Origin of the sequence: Leclercia adecarboxylata (assembly GCF_006171285.1) — a bacterium.
GTDB lineage: Bacteria > Pseudomonadota > Gammaproteobacteria > Enterobacterales > Enterobacteriaceae > Enterobacter > Enterobacter barmai.
Genome location: NZ_CP040889.1, coordinates 736,404 through 752,166, shown reverse-complemented (window position 1 = coordinate 752,166; position 15,763 = coordinate 736,404). Strand labels below are relative to the sequence as shown.

General features: G+C 54.8%; 17 protein-coding genes. 12 read left to right on the top strand and 5 right to left on the bottom strand.

The genetic code is table 11. The features are described 5' to 3' along the window. Nucleotides 1–9: 9 nt before the first annotated feature. On the bottom strand, nucleotides 10–708 hold the full coding sequence (tapT, locus tag FHN83_RS05325) for a tRNA-uridine aminocarboxypropyltransferase (protein ID WP_139563385.1): 699 nt from the start codon (nucleotides 706–708) through the stop codon (nucleotides 10–12). Nucleotides 709–779: 71 nt separating this feature from the next. Further along, nucleotides 780–1,199 carry a thioredoxin TrxC gene (trxC, locus tag FHN83_RS05320; protein ID WP_039029774.1) on the bottom strand — a complete coding sequence of 140 codons (420 nt, stop codon included), beginning with the start codon at nucleotides 1,197–1,199 and terminating at the stop codon, nucleotides 780–782. Between the two features lie 206 nt (nucleotides 1,200–1,405). Between trxC and FHN83_RS05315 the strand changes: the two genes are divergently transcribed. Beyond that, the gene (locus FHN83_RS05315; RefSeq protein ID WP_039029773.1) at nucleotides 1,406–2,506 is read left to right on the top strand and encodes a tRNA/rRNA methyltransferase; all 1,101 of its coding nucleotides are present in this window, start codon (nucleotides 1,406–1,408) and stop codon (nucleotides 2,504–2,506) included. 89 nt (nucleotides 2,507–2,595) lie between these two features. Here the strand turns inward: FHN83_RS05315 and ung are convergent, their stop codons facing one another. Continuing rightward, nucleotides 2,596–3,285, bottom strand: a complete 690-nt coding sequence (ung, locus tag FHN83_RS05310; RefSeq protein WP_039029772.1) for a uracil-DNA glycosylase — start codon at nucleotides 3,283–3,285, stop codon at nucleotides 2,596–2,598. A gap of 314 nt (nucleotides 3,286–3,599) precedes the next feature. Between ung and grcA the strand changes: the two genes are divergently transcribed. Then, nucleotides 3,600–3,983, top strand: coding sequence for an autonomous glycyl radical cofactor GrcA (grcA, locus tag FHN83_RS05305; RefSeq protein WP_039029771.1), 384 nt, complete (start codon nucleotides 3,600–3,602; stop codon nucleotides 3,981–3,983). Between the two features lie 49 nt (nucleotides 3,984–4,032). Here grcA and srmB read toward each other — a convergent pair whose 3' ends face one another. Continuing rightward, nucleotides 4,033–5,361, bottom strand: coding sequence for an ATP-dependent RNA helicase SrmB (gene srmB, locus FHN83_RS05300; protein ID WP_039029770.1), 1,329 nt, complete (start codon nucleotides 5,359–5,361; stop codon nucleotides 4,033–4,035). A gap of 132 nt (nucleotides 5,362–5,493) precedes the next feature. Between srmB and trmN the strand changes: the two genes are divergently transcribed. Then, a complete protein-coding gene (gene trmN / locus FHN83_RS05295; RefSeq protein WP_139563384.1) occupies nucleotides 5,494–6,231 on the top strand; it encodes a tRNA(1)(Val) (adenine(37)-N(6))-methyltransferase TrmN in 738 nt (245 codons plus the stop codon). Here trmN and nadB read toward each other — a convergent pair. Then, entirely contained in the window at nucleotides 6,216–7,835 is a 1,620-nt protein-coding gene (gene nadB, locus FHN83_RS05290) for an L-aspartate oxidase (RefSeq protein WP_139563383.1), read from the bottom strand. The genes trmN and nadB overlap by 16 nt on opposite strands. Nucleotides 7,836–8,193: 358 nt before the next feature. On the opposite strand from nadB, the gene rseD reads away from it, so the two are divergent. From rseD to era, 9 genes are all read left to right on the top strand, one after another. After that, nucleotides 8,194–8,262 carry a rpoE leader peptide RseD gene (gene rseD, locus FHN83_RS28935; protein WP_231313890.1) on the top strand — a complete coding sequence of 23 codons (69 nt, stop codon included), beginning with the start codon at nucleotides 8,194–8,196 and terminating at the stop codon, nucleotides 8,260–8,262. Beyond that, the gene (gene rpoE, locus FHN83_RS05275; RefSeq protein ID WP_032613187.1) at nucleotides 8,259–8,834 is read left to right on the top strand and encodes an RNA polymerase sigma factor RpoE; all 576 of its coding nucleotides are present in this window, start codon (nucleotides 8,259–8,261) and stop codon (nucleotides 8,832–8,834) included. Before rseD ends, rpoE begins: the two co-directional genes overlap by 4 nt. A gap of 31 nt (nucleotides 8,835–8,865) precedes the next feature. After that, the gene (gene rseA, locus FHN83_RS05270; RefSeq protein WP_139563381.1) at nucleotides 8,866–9,516 is read left to right on the top strand and encodes an anti-sigma-E factor RseA; all 651 of its coding nucleotides are present in this window, start codon (nucleotides 8,866–8,868) and stop codon (nucleotides 9,514–9,516) included. Next, nucleotides 9,516–10,469, top strand: a complete 954-nt coding sequence (rseB, locus tag FHN83_RS05265) for a sigma-E factor regulatory protein RseB (RefSeq protein ID WP_138369734.1) — start codon at nucleotides 9,516–9,518, stop codon at nucleotides 10,467–10,469. The genes rseA and rseB overlap by 1 nt, the downstream gene beginning before the upstream one ends. Further along, nucleotides 10,466–10,942 (top strand): SoxR-reducing system protein RseC, encoded by a 477-nt coding sequence (gene rseC / locus FHN83_RS05260; protein WP_139563380.1) that lies wholly within the window; start codon nucleotides 10,466–10,468, stop codon nucleotides 10,940–10,942. The genes rseB and rseC overlap by 4 nt, the downstream gene beginning before the upstream one ends. Before the next feature lie 183 nt (nucleotides 10,943–11,125). Beyond that, nucleotides 11,126–12,925: a translation elongation factor 4 gene (lepA, locus tag FHN83_RS05255; RefSeq protein WP_039029764.1), complete on the top strand. Its 1,800-nt coding sequence runs from the start codon at nucleotides 11,126–11,128 to the stop codon at nucleotides 12,923–12,925. Between the two features lie 16 nt (nucleotides 12,926–12,941). Next, a complete protein-coding gene (gene lepB, locus FHN83_RS05250) occupies nucleotides 12,942–13,916 on the top strand; it encodes a signal peptidase I (RefSeq protein ID WP_139563379.1) in 975 nt (324 codons plus the stop codon). Nucleotides 13,917–14,139: 223 nt separating this feature from the next. After that, nucleotides 14,140–14,820: a ribonuclease III gene (gene rnc, locus FHN83_RS05245; protein WP_039029762.1), complete on the top strand. Its 681-nt coding sequence runs from the start codon at nucleotides 14,140–14,142 to the stop codon at nucleotides 14,818–14,820. After that, on the top strand, nucleotides 14,817–15,722 hold the full coding sequence (gene era, locus FHN83_RS05240) for a GTPase Era (RefSeq protein WP_138369737.1): 906 nt from the start codon (nucleotides 14,817–14,819) through the stop codon (nucleotides 15,720–15,722). The genes rnc and era overlap by 4 nt, the downstream gene beginning before the upstream one ends. The last annotated feature ends 41 nt before the right edge of the window (nucleotides 15,723–15,763 follow it).

Here is a 15,763-nt window from a genome sequence, read left to right as displayed (position 1 = left end):
CTGATGATTTTAAACGCTTTCCGGCTCGGCCGCTGTGATGCTTCCCTTATGAATGGTTTTTCCCGCCAGATAGCGTTCGCGAAAACGCGAGAAGTGATCGCCCAGCGCGCTCGCCGCCTGAACATCTCCCGCCAGATCCAGCAGGGCAATAGCCACTTCGGCAGTGCAGTACTGGCCTTCGGCATGGGCTTCACGCAGTCGATAAGCCGAGACGCGTGACAAATCGACGGAGATCACCGGCAGGGCATCCAGATATGGGCTCTTGCGAAACATTTTGCGCGCCTCGGTCCAGGTGCCGTCCAGCATGATGAACAGCGGCGGTTTGCCGGAGGAGGGCTTAGTCATCACCTGGCGCGTCTCTCCGGCGTAAGAGGCCGGGAACACCACCATCGGTTGGTAATCGGGGCTGGCAACCAGATCGAGCAGCGCCTGAGGCGGCTCGGTGCGTGACCACTGGAAGGCGGCGGTATTGGGTAAGATATCGGCGATGAGACGTCCGGTATTGCTGGGTTTCATCGGCTCGGTATCGAACATCACCAGGCAGAAACGGCTATCGGCATGGCTGGGAGTCAGGGTCGCGCACAGGCACTGCTTAAGCGGCAACAGGCAGCGCTGACAGCGACGAATGCGGTTACCACGGGCAAGAAAAGGGCGGGTCGCACGCGCCAGGCGTTCGGCGCGCAATTGCAGTACGGCGTTATCAGTCATGGGAGAGAGCGCAGAAAAAACGCCATTCTCGCAGAGGCGAGAGCGGGGCACAAGTTACGTGCCCCGGAATATCAGAGGGATTCGTTCAGCCAGCTGTCAAACGGGGCTTTTGGAACGGCGCCATTCAACATATCGACGACTTCACCATTTTTGAAAATCATGATGGTCGGAATACTGCGAATGCGGAAGCGGGCGCTTAGCTCGCGTTCGGCTTCGGTGTTCACTTTCACGAAACGCATTTTACCGCTACGCTCTTCAGCGACATCTTCAAAAATGGGCGCAAAGTTACGGCACGGGCCGCACCAGGGTGCCCAGAAGTCGACAACAACCGGCAGATCATCCTTCAGCAGTTTATCCATAGTTTCGCCGGTAGCATTAATCACGTCACCATCGAACAATTCATGACCGCAGCGTCCGCATTTTGCTCCATCATCAATTCGATCATCCGGAATGCGGTTAAGAGCCTGGCAATTGGCACATACGGTATTCATAACTAACCTCAGGTAGAGCAGGGGGACAAAGCGGCAGGATGCCGGTTATGTTTCTAAGATGTTACATATTATCAACGACACTGTTTGAAACGACAATGCGTTTTATTCAATGAGAACAATAGTCACAGGCTTTTATACGAAGTAATGGCTATGCGCGGGGACATCGGGTAATCTGCGCGCTTCGCGCAGCGCTGGTGGAGAAAAGCATGAACGACGAACTGAAAAACAAAAGCGGCAAGGTCAAAGTGATGTATGTCCGCAGTGATGATGACTCTGATAAACGCACCGAAAATCCGCGTACCGGAAAGGGTGGCGGGCGTCCAGGGCCATCTCGTGCAGACGGTGGCCGTCGCCCCGCCCGCGATGAGAGAAACAGCCGCGGTGATGACCGCAAACGCGACGATCGTAAACGTGACGACCGCAAGCGTGATGATTTCAAACGCGACGACTTTAACCGTGACGCCTCACCGTGGCGCACCGTTTCCCGCGCGCCGGGCGATGAGTCTAAGGCGCCTGTCGATCACGGCAGCATGGCCGATAAACCGGTTATCGATCCGGAAGTGATCCGCCGTCAGCGTGCGGAAGAGACGCGCGTCTATGGCGAAAACGCCTGTCAGGCCCTGTTCCAGAGCCGTCCTGATTGCATCGTGCGCGCCTGGTTTATCCAGAGCGTGACGCCGCGTTTCAAGGAAGCGCTGCGCTGGATGGCGGCCAACCGCAAAGCCTACCACGTGGTAGATGACGCAGAGATCACCAAAGCGTCCGGTACCGAGCACCACGGCGGTGTCTGCTTCCTGATCAAGAAACGTAACGGCACCACCGTTAAGCAGTGGGTCAGCCAGGCGGGCGAAGATGACTGCGTGCTGGCCCTGGAAGACGTAGGCAACCCGCATAACCTCGGTGCCATGATGCGCAGCTGCGCCCATTTCGGCGTCAAAGGCGTTCTGTTGCAGGATGCTGCTCTGCTGGAATCCGGCGCGGCAATTCGTACTGCGGAGGGTGGCGCGGAGCACGTTCAACCGATTACCGGCGACAGCGTTCTGGAAGCGATTGAGCAGTTCCGTAAAGCGGGTTACGCCATTGTGACCACCTCCAGCCACAAAGGCACTACGCCGCTGTTTAAAGCGACGCTGCCGCGTAAGATGGTGCTGGTACTGGGTCAGGAGCGTGATGGTCTGACTGACGCGGCACTCTCCAGCGCCGATCTGAGCGTTTCTATCGATGGCACCGGCAATGTTGAGAGCCTCAACGTATCCGTTGCGACCGGCGTTCTGCTGGCGGAGTGGTGGCGTCAGAACAAAGCGTAATTTCGCTTTATTCGTAGGCCCGGCAAGCGTAGCGCCGCCGGGCAATGCGCCGGGTGGCGGCTTCGCTCTACCCGGCCTACAACAACTTATTATTCGCTTTCAGCCGGTAATTCCGGCATCCAGTCAATCGGCTTTTCGCCCTGTTTTTCCAGCCACTCATTCGCCAGCACAAAATGATTGCAGCCAAAAAAGCCGCGATGCGCTGACAGCGGTGACGGGTGCGGCGCTTTCAGCACGTGGTGGCGCTGAGTATCAATAATCGCCCCCTTCTTCTGTGCGTGCGATCCCCAGAGTAAAAACACCACGCCTTCACAATGCTGGTTAATCAGGCTAATGACTTTATCGGTAAACGTCTCCCAACCGAGGCTGGCATGGGAATGGGCCTGCCCGGCGCGAACCGTCAATACGGTGTTAAGCAGCAGCACACCCTGACGCGCCCAGCTTTCCAGATAACCGTGAGCTGGTCGGGTAAAGCCGGGAACGGAGGCTTCGAGTTCTTTATACATGTTCAGCAGGGAAGGGGGAATGCCAACGCCCGGTCGCACAGAAAACGCCAGACCGTGTGCTTGACCCGGCCCGTGATAGGGGTCCTGCCCCAGGATCACCACTTTTACATCGGCGAGCTCGGTAAAACGAAAGGCGTTAAACACATCTTTCTGAGGCGGATAGATGGTGATGCCGTCCTGACGTTCGGCGGCAACCGTGTTCAGGGTATTAACGAAGTAAGGCTGTTTTTTTTCATCGGCCAGCACATCGTGCCAGGTTAAAGATGTTGTCATCTCGCTCTCCTGCGAATTTTCTCTCCCCCTAGCTTAACTGCTTATGCCGGGGGCGCAAAATTGACGGCGGAGAAAACGCTATCATGCTGAAAAATATTTAAAATTTACAAAATTATTTTAAATCAGGCTTGGGTGAAAATTGATATAAAACAATAATCTCCATCTATCACCCTTATGCTGGTGTGGTTTTTGTTGATTTATATCAAGGAATGGCGGGGGCTTGGCTGATATATATACACTCAAGCAACAATGGTTTTACCAATTGCCCTGACGAACAGGGCACACCCAATATTGTAGTCTAAGGGAGGCATCAAATGATTACTGGTATCCAGATTACTAAAGCTGCAAACGACGACCTGCTGAACTCTTTCTGGCTGCTGGACAGCGAGAAAGGCGAAGCGCGCTGCGTATGCGCAAAAGCAGGCTTTGCTGAAGACGAAGTGGTTCAGGTTAACGCCCTGGGCGAAATCGAATATCGCGAAATCCCGATGGAAATCAAACCGGAAGTCCGCGTTGAAGGCGGTCAGCATCTGAACGTTAACGTGCTGCGTCGTGAAACGCTGGAAGATGCCGTTAAGCATCCGGAAAAATATCCGCAGCTGACCATCCGTGTTTCAGGCTATGCAGTACGTTTCAACTCACTGACTGCCGAACAGCAGCGTGACGTTATTGCCCGTACCTTTACCGCCAGCCTGTAATCCTTGCCAGCGTAAAAATAAAAAAGCCGGGTTTTAACCCGGCTTTTCTTTACTCTTCTTTCTGTGTGGCTGGCGCGCTGCCAGCAGGCTTACGACGCTTGCCCACGTTTTTGGTATCACGGTGGCGCTGCTTCACGCGCGGTTTCTCTTTTTCTTTCGCCTTTTTCTCGGCGCGTTTCGCGAGCACTTTCTTGGACGGTTTACCCGTCATTTTTTCGCTTGGCGCACGGGTGCTCGGACGCAGTTCGTCGATCACGCGGGCTTTCAGCGGCTCGTCAACGTAGCGACCAATTTTCTGCAGCAGCAGGTGGTCATGCGCCTCGACCAGCGAAATGGCGGTACCTTTACGACCGGCACGACCGGTACGGCCGATACGGTGCAGATAGGTGTCCGCAGTGCGCGGCAGATCGAAGTTGAAGACGTGGCTGACATCGGGGATATCGATACCGCGCGCCGCGACGTCGGTCGCCACCAGCACGTTCACGCGGCCATCGGTCAGACGTTTGATGGCTTCGTTACGCTTAATCTGCACCATCTCACCTTCGAGATAGCAGTTATTGATACCCGCTTCACGCAGCCAGGTCGCCAGCTCATGTACACGCTCGCGCTTGCGTACAAAGACGATAGAACGCGTGGCTTCCGGCTGTTTCAGCAGGTGGATCAGCAGGGCTGTTTTATGCTCAATGTCATCGGCACGGTAATACCACTGATGGATCTTCTTGCGTTCGCGCGTTGACGGAGTGGCAGACACCTCAACCGGATCTTCCAGCAGACGCTCGGCAAAATCTTTAATCGCATCGCCTTCCAGCGTCGCGGAGAAGAGCATGGTCTGCTTGCGCCAGCGAGTTTCACCGGCGATGTGCTCAATATCCTGCGCAAAGCCCATATCCAGCATACGGTCGGCTTCGTCGAGGATCAGCGTTTCGACCGCACGGCAGTCGAAGTTCTCTTCTTTAATGTATTGCAGCAGACGCCCGGTCGTCGCGACGACGATATCCTGGTTCTCACTGAACACTTCGGCGTGGTTCATATAGGCCACGCCGCCGGTAATGGTTGCGATATCCAGGTGGGTGTTCTTCGCCAGCTCACGCGCGTGATCGGCAACCTGCATCGCCAGTTCACGGGTCGGGGTGAGGATCAGAATACGCGGCGGACCTGATTTCTTACGCGGAAAATCCAGCAGATGCTGCAACGCAGGCAGCAAATAGGCTGCCGTTTTACCCGTGCCGGTTGGCGCTGAACCGAGCACGTCACGGCCCTCCAGTGCAGGCGGAATAGCCGCTTCCTGAATAGCGGTCGGGCGTGTAAAGCCTTTTTCCTGGAGCGCGTCCAGAAGGCTTTCGTCGAGTTCAAGTTCGGAAAATGTCGTTACAGTCATGTTCTACCTCTGTGTGGGGCGCTGATTATAGACGTTACGGCTGCAATCTTCATCTGTTTGTGTGGATATCCCTTTTCCGTCGTTGCGCTTTCACCTATGCTACACCCGTTTCATTTTGAAGGTTGCTCTGACATGTCTCAACTCAAAGCGCAGCTGCGCCGCGATGGTTTTACTTTTAAGCAGTTTTTTGTCGCCCACGATCGTTGTGCAATGAAAGTCGGCACTGATGGCATCTTACTGGGGGCATGGGCACCGGTAGCAGGCGTTAAACGTATCCTTGATATTGGCAGCGGCAGCGGACTGCTGGCCCTGATGCTGGCGCAGCGCACCGAGCAGGCGGTCACCCTTGATGCGGTGGAGCTGGATCCGCAGGCCGCTGAGCAGGCAGCCGAAAACGTGGCGGAATCCCCCTGGGCTTCGCGCGTATCACTTCATTGTGCGGATGTTCTAACCTGGGCGCCAGAGCAAACGGCCCGCTATGACTTAATTGTCAGCAACCCTCCTTATTATGAACCTGGCGTCGGGTGCGCCACTCCCGAGCGAGAGCAGGCGCGGTACACCGGTTCGCTCGATCATGGCGCGCTGTTATCCTGTGCCGCCGGGTTGATCTCCGAAGAGGGATTTTTCTGCGTGGTGTTACCGGAGAGTGCGGGCAGCGCATTTATTGCCAGTGCGCTGGAGATGGGCTGGTTTTTACGCCTGCGCACCGATATCGCGGAGACCGACGGCAGGCTGCCGCACCGGGTACTGCTGGCGCTGTCGCCGAAAGAGGGGGAGTGCTTCAGCGACAGGCTGGTGATCCGCGGGCCGGATCAGCGTTATTCCGATGACTACACGGCGCTGACCCACCCCTTCTATTTATTTATGTGAGCCAGCGGTGAGAGCACGGACGGTCCGGAGTGTTCAAGTTGCTCCGGGTAGTCGAGCGTATAATGCAACCCGCGGCTCTCTTTACGCATCATTGCGCAGCGCACAATCAGCTCCGCCACCTGCACCAGGTTACGTAATTCCAGCAAATTATTGGATACGCGGAAGTGCGCGTAATACTCGTCAATTTCCTGCTGGAGCATGGTAATGCGGCGCAGGGCGCGTTCCAGACGTTTAGTCGTGCGCACAATCCCGACGTAATCCCACATAAAGAGGCGCAGCTCGTGCCAGTTGTGCTGGATCACCACCAGTTCATCCGGATTTTCCACGCGGCTTTCATCCCAGGCGGGCAGCTTTTCCGCCTGGCGGGCGTAAGGCATACGTTTTGCGATATCTTCCGCCGCCGACCAGCCGTAAACAAGGCACTCCAGAAGGGAGTTAGAGGCCATGCGGTTTGCGCCATGCAGGCCGGTGTAACTGACTTCGCCGATAGCATATAGCCCGTCGACATCGGTCCGGCCATGATCGTCAACCATCACGCCGCCGCAGGTATAGTGCGCCGCAGGCACCACAGGCATTGGCTCTTTGGTAATGTCGATGCCGAGTCCCAGCAGTTTTTCATAGATGGTCGGGAAGTGCTGCCGCACAAAATCTGCGGGCTTGTGGCTGATATCCAGATACATGCAGTCCACGCCGAGGCGCTTCATCTCATGGTCAATGGCGCGGGCCACGACATCGCGCGGAGCCAGCTCGCCGCGCTCGTCGAAGTCCAGCATAAAGCGCGTGCCGTCCGGGCGTTTTAAGTGCGCGCCTTCACCGCGTAACGCTTCGGTCAGTAAAAAGTTGCGTGCCTGCGGATGGAAGAGAGCAGTGGGATGGAACTGGTTGAATTCCAGATTGGCAACGCGACATCCCGCGCGCCATGCCATGGCAATGCCGTCGCCTGACGAAATATCCGGGTTTGTGGTGTACTGATATACCTTAGAGGCACCGCCGGTCGCCAGTACGACCGATTTTGCCCGACAGGTTTCTACCTTCTCTTTATTACGGTTCCAGACCCAGGCACCCACGACACGCCGTGTGCCCGGCAGGCCGATCTTATCGGAGATGATTAAATCCACCGCATTGCTGCGTTCCAGAACCTGGATGTTTGGATGGTTTAACGCCTGGCTGACCAGTGTCGTTTCGACTTCCTTACCGGTGGCATCGGCAGCATGCAGGATCCGGCGGTGGCTGTGCCCGCCCTCACGCGTCAGGTGATAACTCTCTTCCCCGTTCGGCTGCACGTGGGTATCGAACAGCACGCCCTGATCGATAAGCCACTGCACGCAGTGTCGGGCATTGCTGGCGACAAACTCTGCCGCGTGTCTGTCCACAATACCGCCGCCTGCAATCAGGGTATCTTCCACATGGGAGTCGATACTGTCAGTTTCATCAAACACCGCGGCAATTCCGCCCTGGGCATAGAAGGTAGAGCCTTCGCTGACAGGCCCTTTACTGAGGACAATCACTTTCTGGTGTGGGGCGAGTCGCAGCGCCAGTGAAAGGCCGGCGGCGCCGCTGCCGATAATCAGTACGTCACAGGAGAGTTCGGAAATTGCGTTCATGATGTTTGTTTAATTTACTAAACAGTGTTTGGTCAGCATAGCACCTGAATGCGATGAATCGCACGTATTTTTTTAATGCTGGTTGCAACGGCTAAACAGGGCTCGAGAAGAGATGCGCGATAAAAAGAGCGAAAATATTTTGCGAAGCAGATCGTTAGCTTCAGATTTTGTGGTGAAATAAAGCCCGTCTTGCGTTACCCTGCAAGCGGGAAAATACCATTTCTTATCAGAAACTGGGTGCGTATCGTTATCAGACTTATAATGATAGAAAATGAACGGTCTGCGACGTGATTAACAAAAACAAAGGCGTGACGGAACTATTTGAAAAAAAGACCCTCAAAGCAACTGCTTGCTCACAGTGCAGTGTTTGGAGTGGCGTTTCGATAACGCGTGGATTTTAGGTTTGGGGAGACATTACCTCGGATGAGCGAGCAGTTAACGGACCAGATTCTGGTTGAACGGGTCCAGAAGGGAGATCAGAAAGCCTTTAACCTACTGGTGGTGCGCTACCAGCATAAGGTGGCGAGTCTGGTGTCCCGCTATGTACCGTCAGGAGATGTTCCTGATGTGGTGCAAGAGTCTTTCATTAAGGCCTATCGCGCGCTGGAATCTTTCCGGGGAGATAGTGCTTTTTATACCTGGCTGTACCGTATTGCCGTCAATACGGCGAAGAACTACCTCGTCGCTCAGGGCCGCCGTCCGCCTTCAAGCGATGTAGACGCCATCGACGCAGAGAATTTTGAAAGCGGCGGTGCGTTGAAAGAAATTTCGAACCCTGAGAACTTAATGTTGTCAGAAGAACTGAGACAAATAGTTTTTCGCACCATCGAGTCGCTCCCGGAAGATTTACGCATGGCAATTACGTTGCGGGAGTTAGATGGCCTGAGCTATGAAGAGATAGCCGCTATCATGGATTGCCCGGTCGGTACGGTTCGCTCACGGATATTTCGTGCGCGAGAAGCTATTGATAATAAAGTTCAACCGCTTATCAGGCGTTGACGATAGCGGGATACTGGAAAAGGTATTAGGCATGCAGAAAGAACAACTTTCCGCTTTGATGGATGGTGAAACGCTGGACAGTGAGATGCTCAACGAGCTCTCTCGCTCTCCTGAGATACAAAAAACCTGGGAGAGTTATCATCTCATTCGCGATACCCTGCGCGGCGATACCAGCGATGTCCTCCATTTTGATATCTCAGCTCGCGTAATGGCTGCCATTGAGAACGAACCTGTTTCTCAGGCCACTCCGCTGATCCCTGAAGCCCAACCTGCACCGCACCTGTGGCAGAAAATGCCGTTCTGGAACAAAGTGCGTCCCTGGGCGAGTCAACTGACTCAAATGGGAGTGGCTGCTTGCGTATCGCTTGCAGTTATTGTTGGTGTCCAGCACTATAACACTCAATCTGAAGTGAGCCAGCAACCAGAAGCGCCAGTGTTCAACACACTGCCGATGATGGGCAAAGCCAGCCCGGTAAGCCTGGGTATTCCTTCTGATGCATCGGCAGGTGCCGGTCAGCAGCAGCAGGTACAAGAGCAGCGCCGTCGCATCAATGCGATGTTGCAGGACTATGAATTGCAGCGTCGTCTGCATTCCGAGCAGCTTCAGTTTGAACAGGCGCAAACGCAGCAGGCTGCTGTGCAAGTGCCAGGAAACCAAACTTTAGGAACGCAATCGCAGTAATGAAGCAACTTTGGTGCGCCATGTCTCTGATGGCGGGTAGCCTGTTGTTCACTGTCAACGCCTCGGCTGATGTATCGTCCGGGGCGTTGTTGCAGCAAATGAACCAGGCCAGCCAGTCACTCAACTACGAGCTGTCTTTTATCAGTATCAATAAGCAAGGTGTAGAGTCGTTACGCTATCGCCATGCCCGTCTTGATAAACAGCCGCTTGCCCAGCTTTTGCAGATGGATGGTCCGCGCCGCGAAGTCGTGCAGCGAGGCAATGAAATCAGCTATTTTGAGCCGGGTCTTGAGCCCTTTACGCTGAACGGCGATTACATCGTTGATTCGCTGCCTTCGCTTATCTATACCGACTTCAAGCGTCTGTCTCCTTACTACGACTTTATTTCCGTAGGACGTACCCGTATCGCCGACCGGCTCTGCGAGGTTCTGCGTGTGGTCGCAAGAGACGGAACGCGTTACAGCTATATCGTCTGGATGGATGCAGAGACCAAATTGCCAATGCGGGTCGATCTGCTGGATCGCGATGGCGAGACCCTGGAGCAGTTCCGGGTGATCTCCTTCACCATTGATGATCAGGTCGGGAACAGCATGCAGAATCTGGCAAAAGCCAATCTGCCGCCGCTGCTCTCCGTGCCGGTGGGGGATACCATCAACTTTAACTGGGCACCAAACTGGATCCCTCAGGGCTTCAGCGAAGTTTCCAGTAGCCGACGCCAGCTGCCGACCATTGATACCCCCGTGGAATCCCGTCTTTACTCCGACGGATTGTTTAGCTTCTCGGTGAACATCAACCGGGCAACCCCGGTCAGCGCCGATCAGATGCTGCGCACCGGGCGTCGCACCGTCAGTACCACGGTACGTGATAACGCAGAGATCACCGTTGTAGGTGAGCTCCCGCCGCAAACGGCTAAGCGTATCGCCGACAGTATTAAATTCAGGGCTGCACAATGATCAAAGAGTGGGCAACTGTCGTTTCATGGCAGAAGGGCGTCGCGCTGGTCAGCTGTGATGTCAAAGCATCCTGTAACAGCTGCGCCTCTCGCGCCGGTTGCGGAAGCCGGGTGCTGAACAAACTCGGGCCGCAGACCTCACACACCATCAGCGTCCCTAGCGCAGAACCGCTGGTCAAAGGCCAGAAAGTCGAATTAGGGATCGCCGAAGGCAGCCTGCTTGGCTCGGCCATGCTGGTGTATCTTTCGCCGCTGGTGGGACTGTTTGCCCTGGGCGGTCTGTTCCAGGTGCTGTTTGCGACCGATCTGGCCGCCATGTGTGGCGCAGCGCTGGGCGGGGTAGGTGGCTTCTTACTGGCCCGCGGCTTCTCTTCAAGGCTCGCGGTGCGTGAAGAGTGGCAGCCCGTTATTCTCAGCGTCGGATTGCCACCCGATGAACTTCGCGTCGAAACGCTCTCTTCAGAAGCCCGGTGATGTACCGGGCTTTGTTTTATTTACATCTCATAAAAGAAAACGCCGGATCTTCGCGCTAAGCTTGCTGGAAGAGCATTTCCTGGTGAAGGAGATGTAGTGTAGAATGCTGCGTTTTCGCACTGAAAAACGTCAGGCTAAGAACAGCGGCCTCCAGGAATTCGTAAGGCATAATTATTTAACTATATGAAGAACATACGTAACTTTTCGATCATTGCTCACATTGACCACGGTAAGTCGACGCTGTCTGACCGTATTATCCAGATTTGCGGTGGCCTGTCTGATCGTGAAATGGCAGCCCAGGTTCTGGACTCCATGGACCTGGAACGCGAACGCGGTATTACCATTAAAGCGCAGAGCGTCACGCTCGACTATAAAGCGTCTGACGGTGAAACCTACCAACTCAACTTTATCGACACCCCAGGCCACGTTGACTTTTCCTATGAAGTTTCCCGTTCGCTGGCGGCCTGTGAAGGCGCGCTGCTGGTAGTTGATGCCGGTCAGGGCGTAGAAGCCCAGACCCTGGCGAACTGCTATACCGCGATGGAAATGGATCTCGAAGTGGTGCCGGTTCTGAACAAAATCGACCTGCCAGCTGCCGATCCTGAGCGCGTAGCGGAAGAGATTGAAGATATCGTCGGCATCGACGCGACCGATGCCGTGCGCTGCTCGGCCAAAACCGGCGTGGGCGTAACCGATGTTCTGGAACGTCTGGTACGTGACATCCCGGCACCGGAAGGCGACGCTGATGCTCCGCTGCAGGCGCTGATAATCGACTCCTGGTTCGATAACTATCTCGGCGTTGTCTCGCTGGTGCGTATTAAAAACGGCACCATGCGTAAAGGCGACAAGATTAAAGTGATGAGCACCGGACAGGTCTATAACGCTGACCGTCTGGGTATCTTCACACCAAAACAGGTTGATCGTACCGAGCTGAAATGCGGCGAGGTAGGCTGGCTGGTTTGTGCGATCAAAGACATCCTCGGTGCGCCAGTGGGCGATACCCTGACCGGTGCCCGTAACCCGGCAGATAAAGCGCTGCCAGGCTTCAAAAAGGTGAAACCGCAGGTTTATGCGGGCCTGTTCCCGGTAAGCTCTGATGATTACGAGAACTTCCGTGACGCGCTCGGCAAACTGAGCCTGAACGATGCATCTCTGTTCTACGAGCCAGAAAGCTCGACGGCGCTGGGCTTCGGCTTCCGCTGCGGCTTCCTCGGCCTGCTGCACATGGAGATCATCCAGGAGCGTCTGGAGCGTGAATACGATCTGGATCTGATCACCACGGCCCCAACGGTAGTTTACGAAGTAGAGACCACCTCCAAAGAGGTTATCTACGTCGACAGCCCGTCCAAGCTGCCGCCGCTGAACAACATTCATGAGCTGCGCGAGCCAATCGCGGAGTGTCACATGCTGCTGCCGCAGGAGTTCCTCGGTAACGTCATCACGTTGTGTATCGAAAAACGTGGCGTGCAGACCAACATGGTCTACCACGGTAACCAGGTGGCTCTGACCTATGAAATCCCGATGGCGGAAGTGGTGCTCGATTTCTTCGACCGTCTGAAGTCTACCTCCCGCGGTTATGCGTCGCTGGATTACAACTTCAAGCGCTTCCAGGCCTCTAACATGGTGCGTGTGGACGTGCTGATCAACAGCGAGCGTGTTGATGCGCTGGCGCTGATCACCCACAACGACAATGCCCCGTATCGCGGTCGTGAACTGGTCGAGAAGATGAAAGAGCTCATCCCTCGCCAGCAGTTCGACATCGCGATTCAGGCGGCCATTGGTAACCACATCATTGCCCGTTCTACGGTGAAACAGTTGCGTAAAAACGTTCTGGCAAAATGCTATGGCGGTGACGTGAGCCGTAAGAAAAAGCTGCTCCAGAAGCAGAAAGAAGGTAAGAAACGCATGAAGCAGGTCGGTAACGTTGAGCTGCCGCAGGAAGCGTTCCTCGCCATTCTGCACGTGGGTAAAGACGGAAAATAATCCTTAAGGAGTTGGCATGGCGAACATGTTTGCCCTGATCCTGGTGATTGCCACCCTGGTGACGGGGCTGTTGTGGTGTCTGGATAAGTTTATTTTTGCGCCGAAACGTCGCGAACGTCAGGCCGTTGCACAGGCGGCCACGGGCGATCAACTGGATGCGAAAACCCTGAAGAAAGTCAGCCCTAAGCCGGGCTGGCTGGAAACGGGCGCTTCGGTCTTTCCGGTGCTGGCCATTGTGCTGGTGGTGCGTTCGTTTATCTATGAACCTTTCCAGATCCCATCCGCTTCGATGATGCCAACGCTGCTGATCGGGGATTTTATTCTGGTCGAGAAGTTTGCTTACGGCATCAAAGATCCGATCTACCAGAAAACGCTGATCGAAACCGGTCATCCGAAACGCGGCGATATCGTGGTGTTTAAATATCCGGACGATCCACGTCTGGATTACATCAAACGTACCGTTGGCGTACCGGGTGACAAGGTGACCTATAATCCGGTTTCCAAAGAGGTGACGGTTCAGCCTGGCTGCAGTTCCGGTACCGCGTGCGGCAGCGCATTACCGGTGACCTATTCCGGCGTTGAGCCAAGCGACTTCGTACAGACGTTTGCCCGTCGTAACGGCGGCGAAGCAACCAGCGGCTTCTTCCAGCTGCCGAAAGGCGAAACCAAAGAGAACGGTATTCGTCTGAACGAGCGTAAAGAGACCCTGGGTGATGTTACGCACCGTATCCTGACCGTCTCCATCGCTCAGGATCAGCTGGGTATGTACTATCAGCAGCAGGGGCAGCAGCTGGCGACCTGGATCGTACCGCCGGGACATTACTTCATGATGGGTGATAACCGCGATAACAGCGCGGACAGCCGTTACTGGGGCTTTGTGCCGGAAGCGAACCTGGTGGGTAAAGCGACCACAATCTGGATGAGCTTTGAGAAGCAGGAAGGCGAATGGCCAACCGGCGTACGGTTAAATCGTATCGGCGGTATCCATTAATACCTGATAAATGAATACGTAGCCTCTTTAATTAGAGGCTACGTGAATTATTTAACTGATAAATCTCTTCAGACTAACGACAACCCCTGTCGTTGCGTATAGAATATTCCCCCGAAGTTTAAGGTTGGCGCTGATTCAGTGCCACGGCACACGAAACCGCGTTGGCTTTTTCAGGACGGTTTCGTGTGCTGCATTTTTGACGCATTTATTCTATTGGTATCGCATGAACCCCATCGTAATTAATCGGCTTCAACGGAAGCTGGGCTACACTTTTCATCATCAGGAGTTGTTGCAACAGGCATTAACCCATCGCAGTGCCAGCAGCAAACACAATGAGCGACTCGAATTCCTGGGCGACTCCATTTTAAGTTTTGTTATTGCCAATGCGCTTTATCACCGTTTCCCGCGTGTGGACGAAGGTGATATGAGCCGCATGCGCGCAACGCTGGTACGTGGCAATACGCTTGCCGAAATTGCCCGTGAATTTGAACTGGGTGAATGTCTGCGACTCGGGCCTGGCGAACTGAAAAGCGGCGGCTTCCGTCGTGAATCTATTCTCGCGGATACGGTCGAAGCGTTAATCGGTGGCGTTTTCCTCGACAGCGATATCCAGACGGTGGAGCAGCTGATCCTCAACTGGTATCAGACGCGTCTGGATGAAATCAGCCCGGGTGATAAACAGAAAGATCCAAAAACCCGTTTGCAGGAGTACCTGCAGGGTCGCCATCTGCCGCTGCCATCTTATCTGGTGGTGCAGGTTCGTGGCGAAGCACACGATCAGGAATTTACCATCCATTGCCAGGTCAGTGGCCTGAGTGAACCGGTGGTTGGCACAGGTTCAAGCCGTCGCAAGGCGGAACAGGCTGCCGCCGAACAGGCGTTAAAAATGCTGGAGCTGGAATGAGCGAAGAAAAAAGTTACTGTGGGTTTATCGCCATCGTCGGACGTCCGAACGTCGGCAAATCAACCCTGCTGAATAATCTGCTGGGACAGAAGATTTCCATCACCTCCCGTAAGGCGCAGACCACCCGTCACCGTATTGTAGGTATCCATACCGAAGGGGCATATCAGGCAATTTATGTCGATACCCCGGGTCTGCATATGGAAGAGAAACGCGCCATTAACCGCCTGATGAACAAGGCGGCGAGCAGCTCTATCGGCGACGTTGAGCTGGTGATTTTCGTTGTCGAAGGCACCCGCTGGACGGCGGACGACGAGATGGTGCTGAATAAGCTGCGCGACGGTAAGACGCCGGTGATCCTCGCGGTCAACAAAGTTGACAACGTGCAGGAAAAAGCCGACCTGCTGCCGCATCTGCAGTGGCTGGGCAGCCAGATGAATTTCCTCGATATCGTACCGCTGTCTGCCGAGACCGGTCTGAACGTCGACACTATCGCGGGCATCGTGCGTAAGCATCTGCCGGAAGCGATTCATCACTTCCCGGAAGAGTACGTCACCGACCGTTCTCAGCGCTTTATGGCGTCTGAAATCATCCGTGAAAAGCTGATGCGTTTCCTCGGCGCTGAACTGCCGTACTCCGTTACCGTGGAAATCGAGCGTTTCCAGTCTAACGAGCGCGGCGGATACGACATCAACGGACTGATCCTCGTTGAGCGCGAAGGGCAGAAGAAGATGGTGATTGGCAATAAAGGCGCCAAAATCAAAACCATCGGTATTGAAGCCCGCAAGGACATGCAGGAGATGTTTGAAGCGCCGGTTCACCTGGAACTGTGGGTGAAAGTGAAATCTGGCTGGGCCGATGACGAGCGCGCGCTGCGCAGTCTTGGTTACGGCGACGACCAGTAGTTTTCATACTCTATGGCTTTCGAGGTGCAGGAAGGCGGCAA

Coding starts and splice junctions, on each gene's coding strand:
- tapT (WP_139563385.1), bottom strand. CDS start 708: ATGACTGATAACGCCGTACTGCAATTGCGCGCCGAACGCCTGGCGCGT.
- trxC (WP_039029774.1), bottom strand. CDS start 1,199: ATGAATACCGTATGTGCCAATTGCCAGGCTCTTAACCGCATTCCGGAT.
- FHN83_RS05315 (WP_039029773.1), top strand. CDS start 1,406: ATGAACGACGAACTGAAAAACAAAAGCGGCAAGGTCAAAGTGATGTAT.
- ung (WP_039029772.1), bottom strand. CDS start 3,285: ATGACAACATCTTTAACCTGGCACGATGTGCTGGCCGATGAAAAAAAA.
- grcA (WP_039029771.1), top strand. CDS start 3,600: ATGATTACTGGTATCCAGATTACTAAAGCTGCAAACGACGACCTGCTG.
- srmB (WP_039029770.1), bottom strand. CDS start 5,361: ATGACTGTAACGACATTTTCCGAACTTGAACTCGACGAAAGCCTTCTG.
- trmN (WP_139563384.1), top strand. CDS start 5,494: ATGTCTCAACTCAAAGCGCAGCTGCGCCGCGATGGTTTTACTTTTAAG.
- nadB (WP_139563383.1), bottom strand. CDS start 7,835: ATGAACGCAATTTCCGAACTCTCCTGTGACGTACTGATTATCGGCAGC.
- rpoE (WP_032613187.1), top strand. CDS start 8,259: ATGAGCGAGCAGTTAACGGACCAGATTCTGGTTGAACGGGTCCAGAAG.
- rseA (WP_139563381.1), top strand. CDS start 8,866: ATGCAGAAAGAACAACTTTCCGCTTTGATGGATGGTGAAACGCTGGAC.
- rseB (WP_138369734.1), top strand. CDS start 9,516: ATGAAGCAACTTTGGTGCGCCATGTCTCTGATGGCGGGTAGCCTGTTG.
- rseC (WP_139563380.1), top strand. CDS start 10,466: ATGATCAAAGAGTGGGCAACTGTCGTTTCATGGCAGAAGGGCGTCGCG.
- lepA (WP_039029764.1), top strand. CDS start 11,126: ATGAAGAACATACGTAACTTTTCGATCATTGCTCACATTGACCACGGT.
- lepB (WP_139563379.1), top strand. CDS start 12,942: ATGGCGAACATGTTTGCCCTGATCCTGGTGATTGCCACCCTGGTGACG.
- rnc (WP_039029762.1), top strand. CDS start 14,140: ATGAACCCCATCGTAATTAATCGGCTTCAACGGAAGCTGGGCTACACT.
- era (WP_138369737.1), top strand. CDS start 14,817: ATGAGCGAAGAAAAAAGTTACTGTGGGTTTATCGCCATCGTCGGACGT.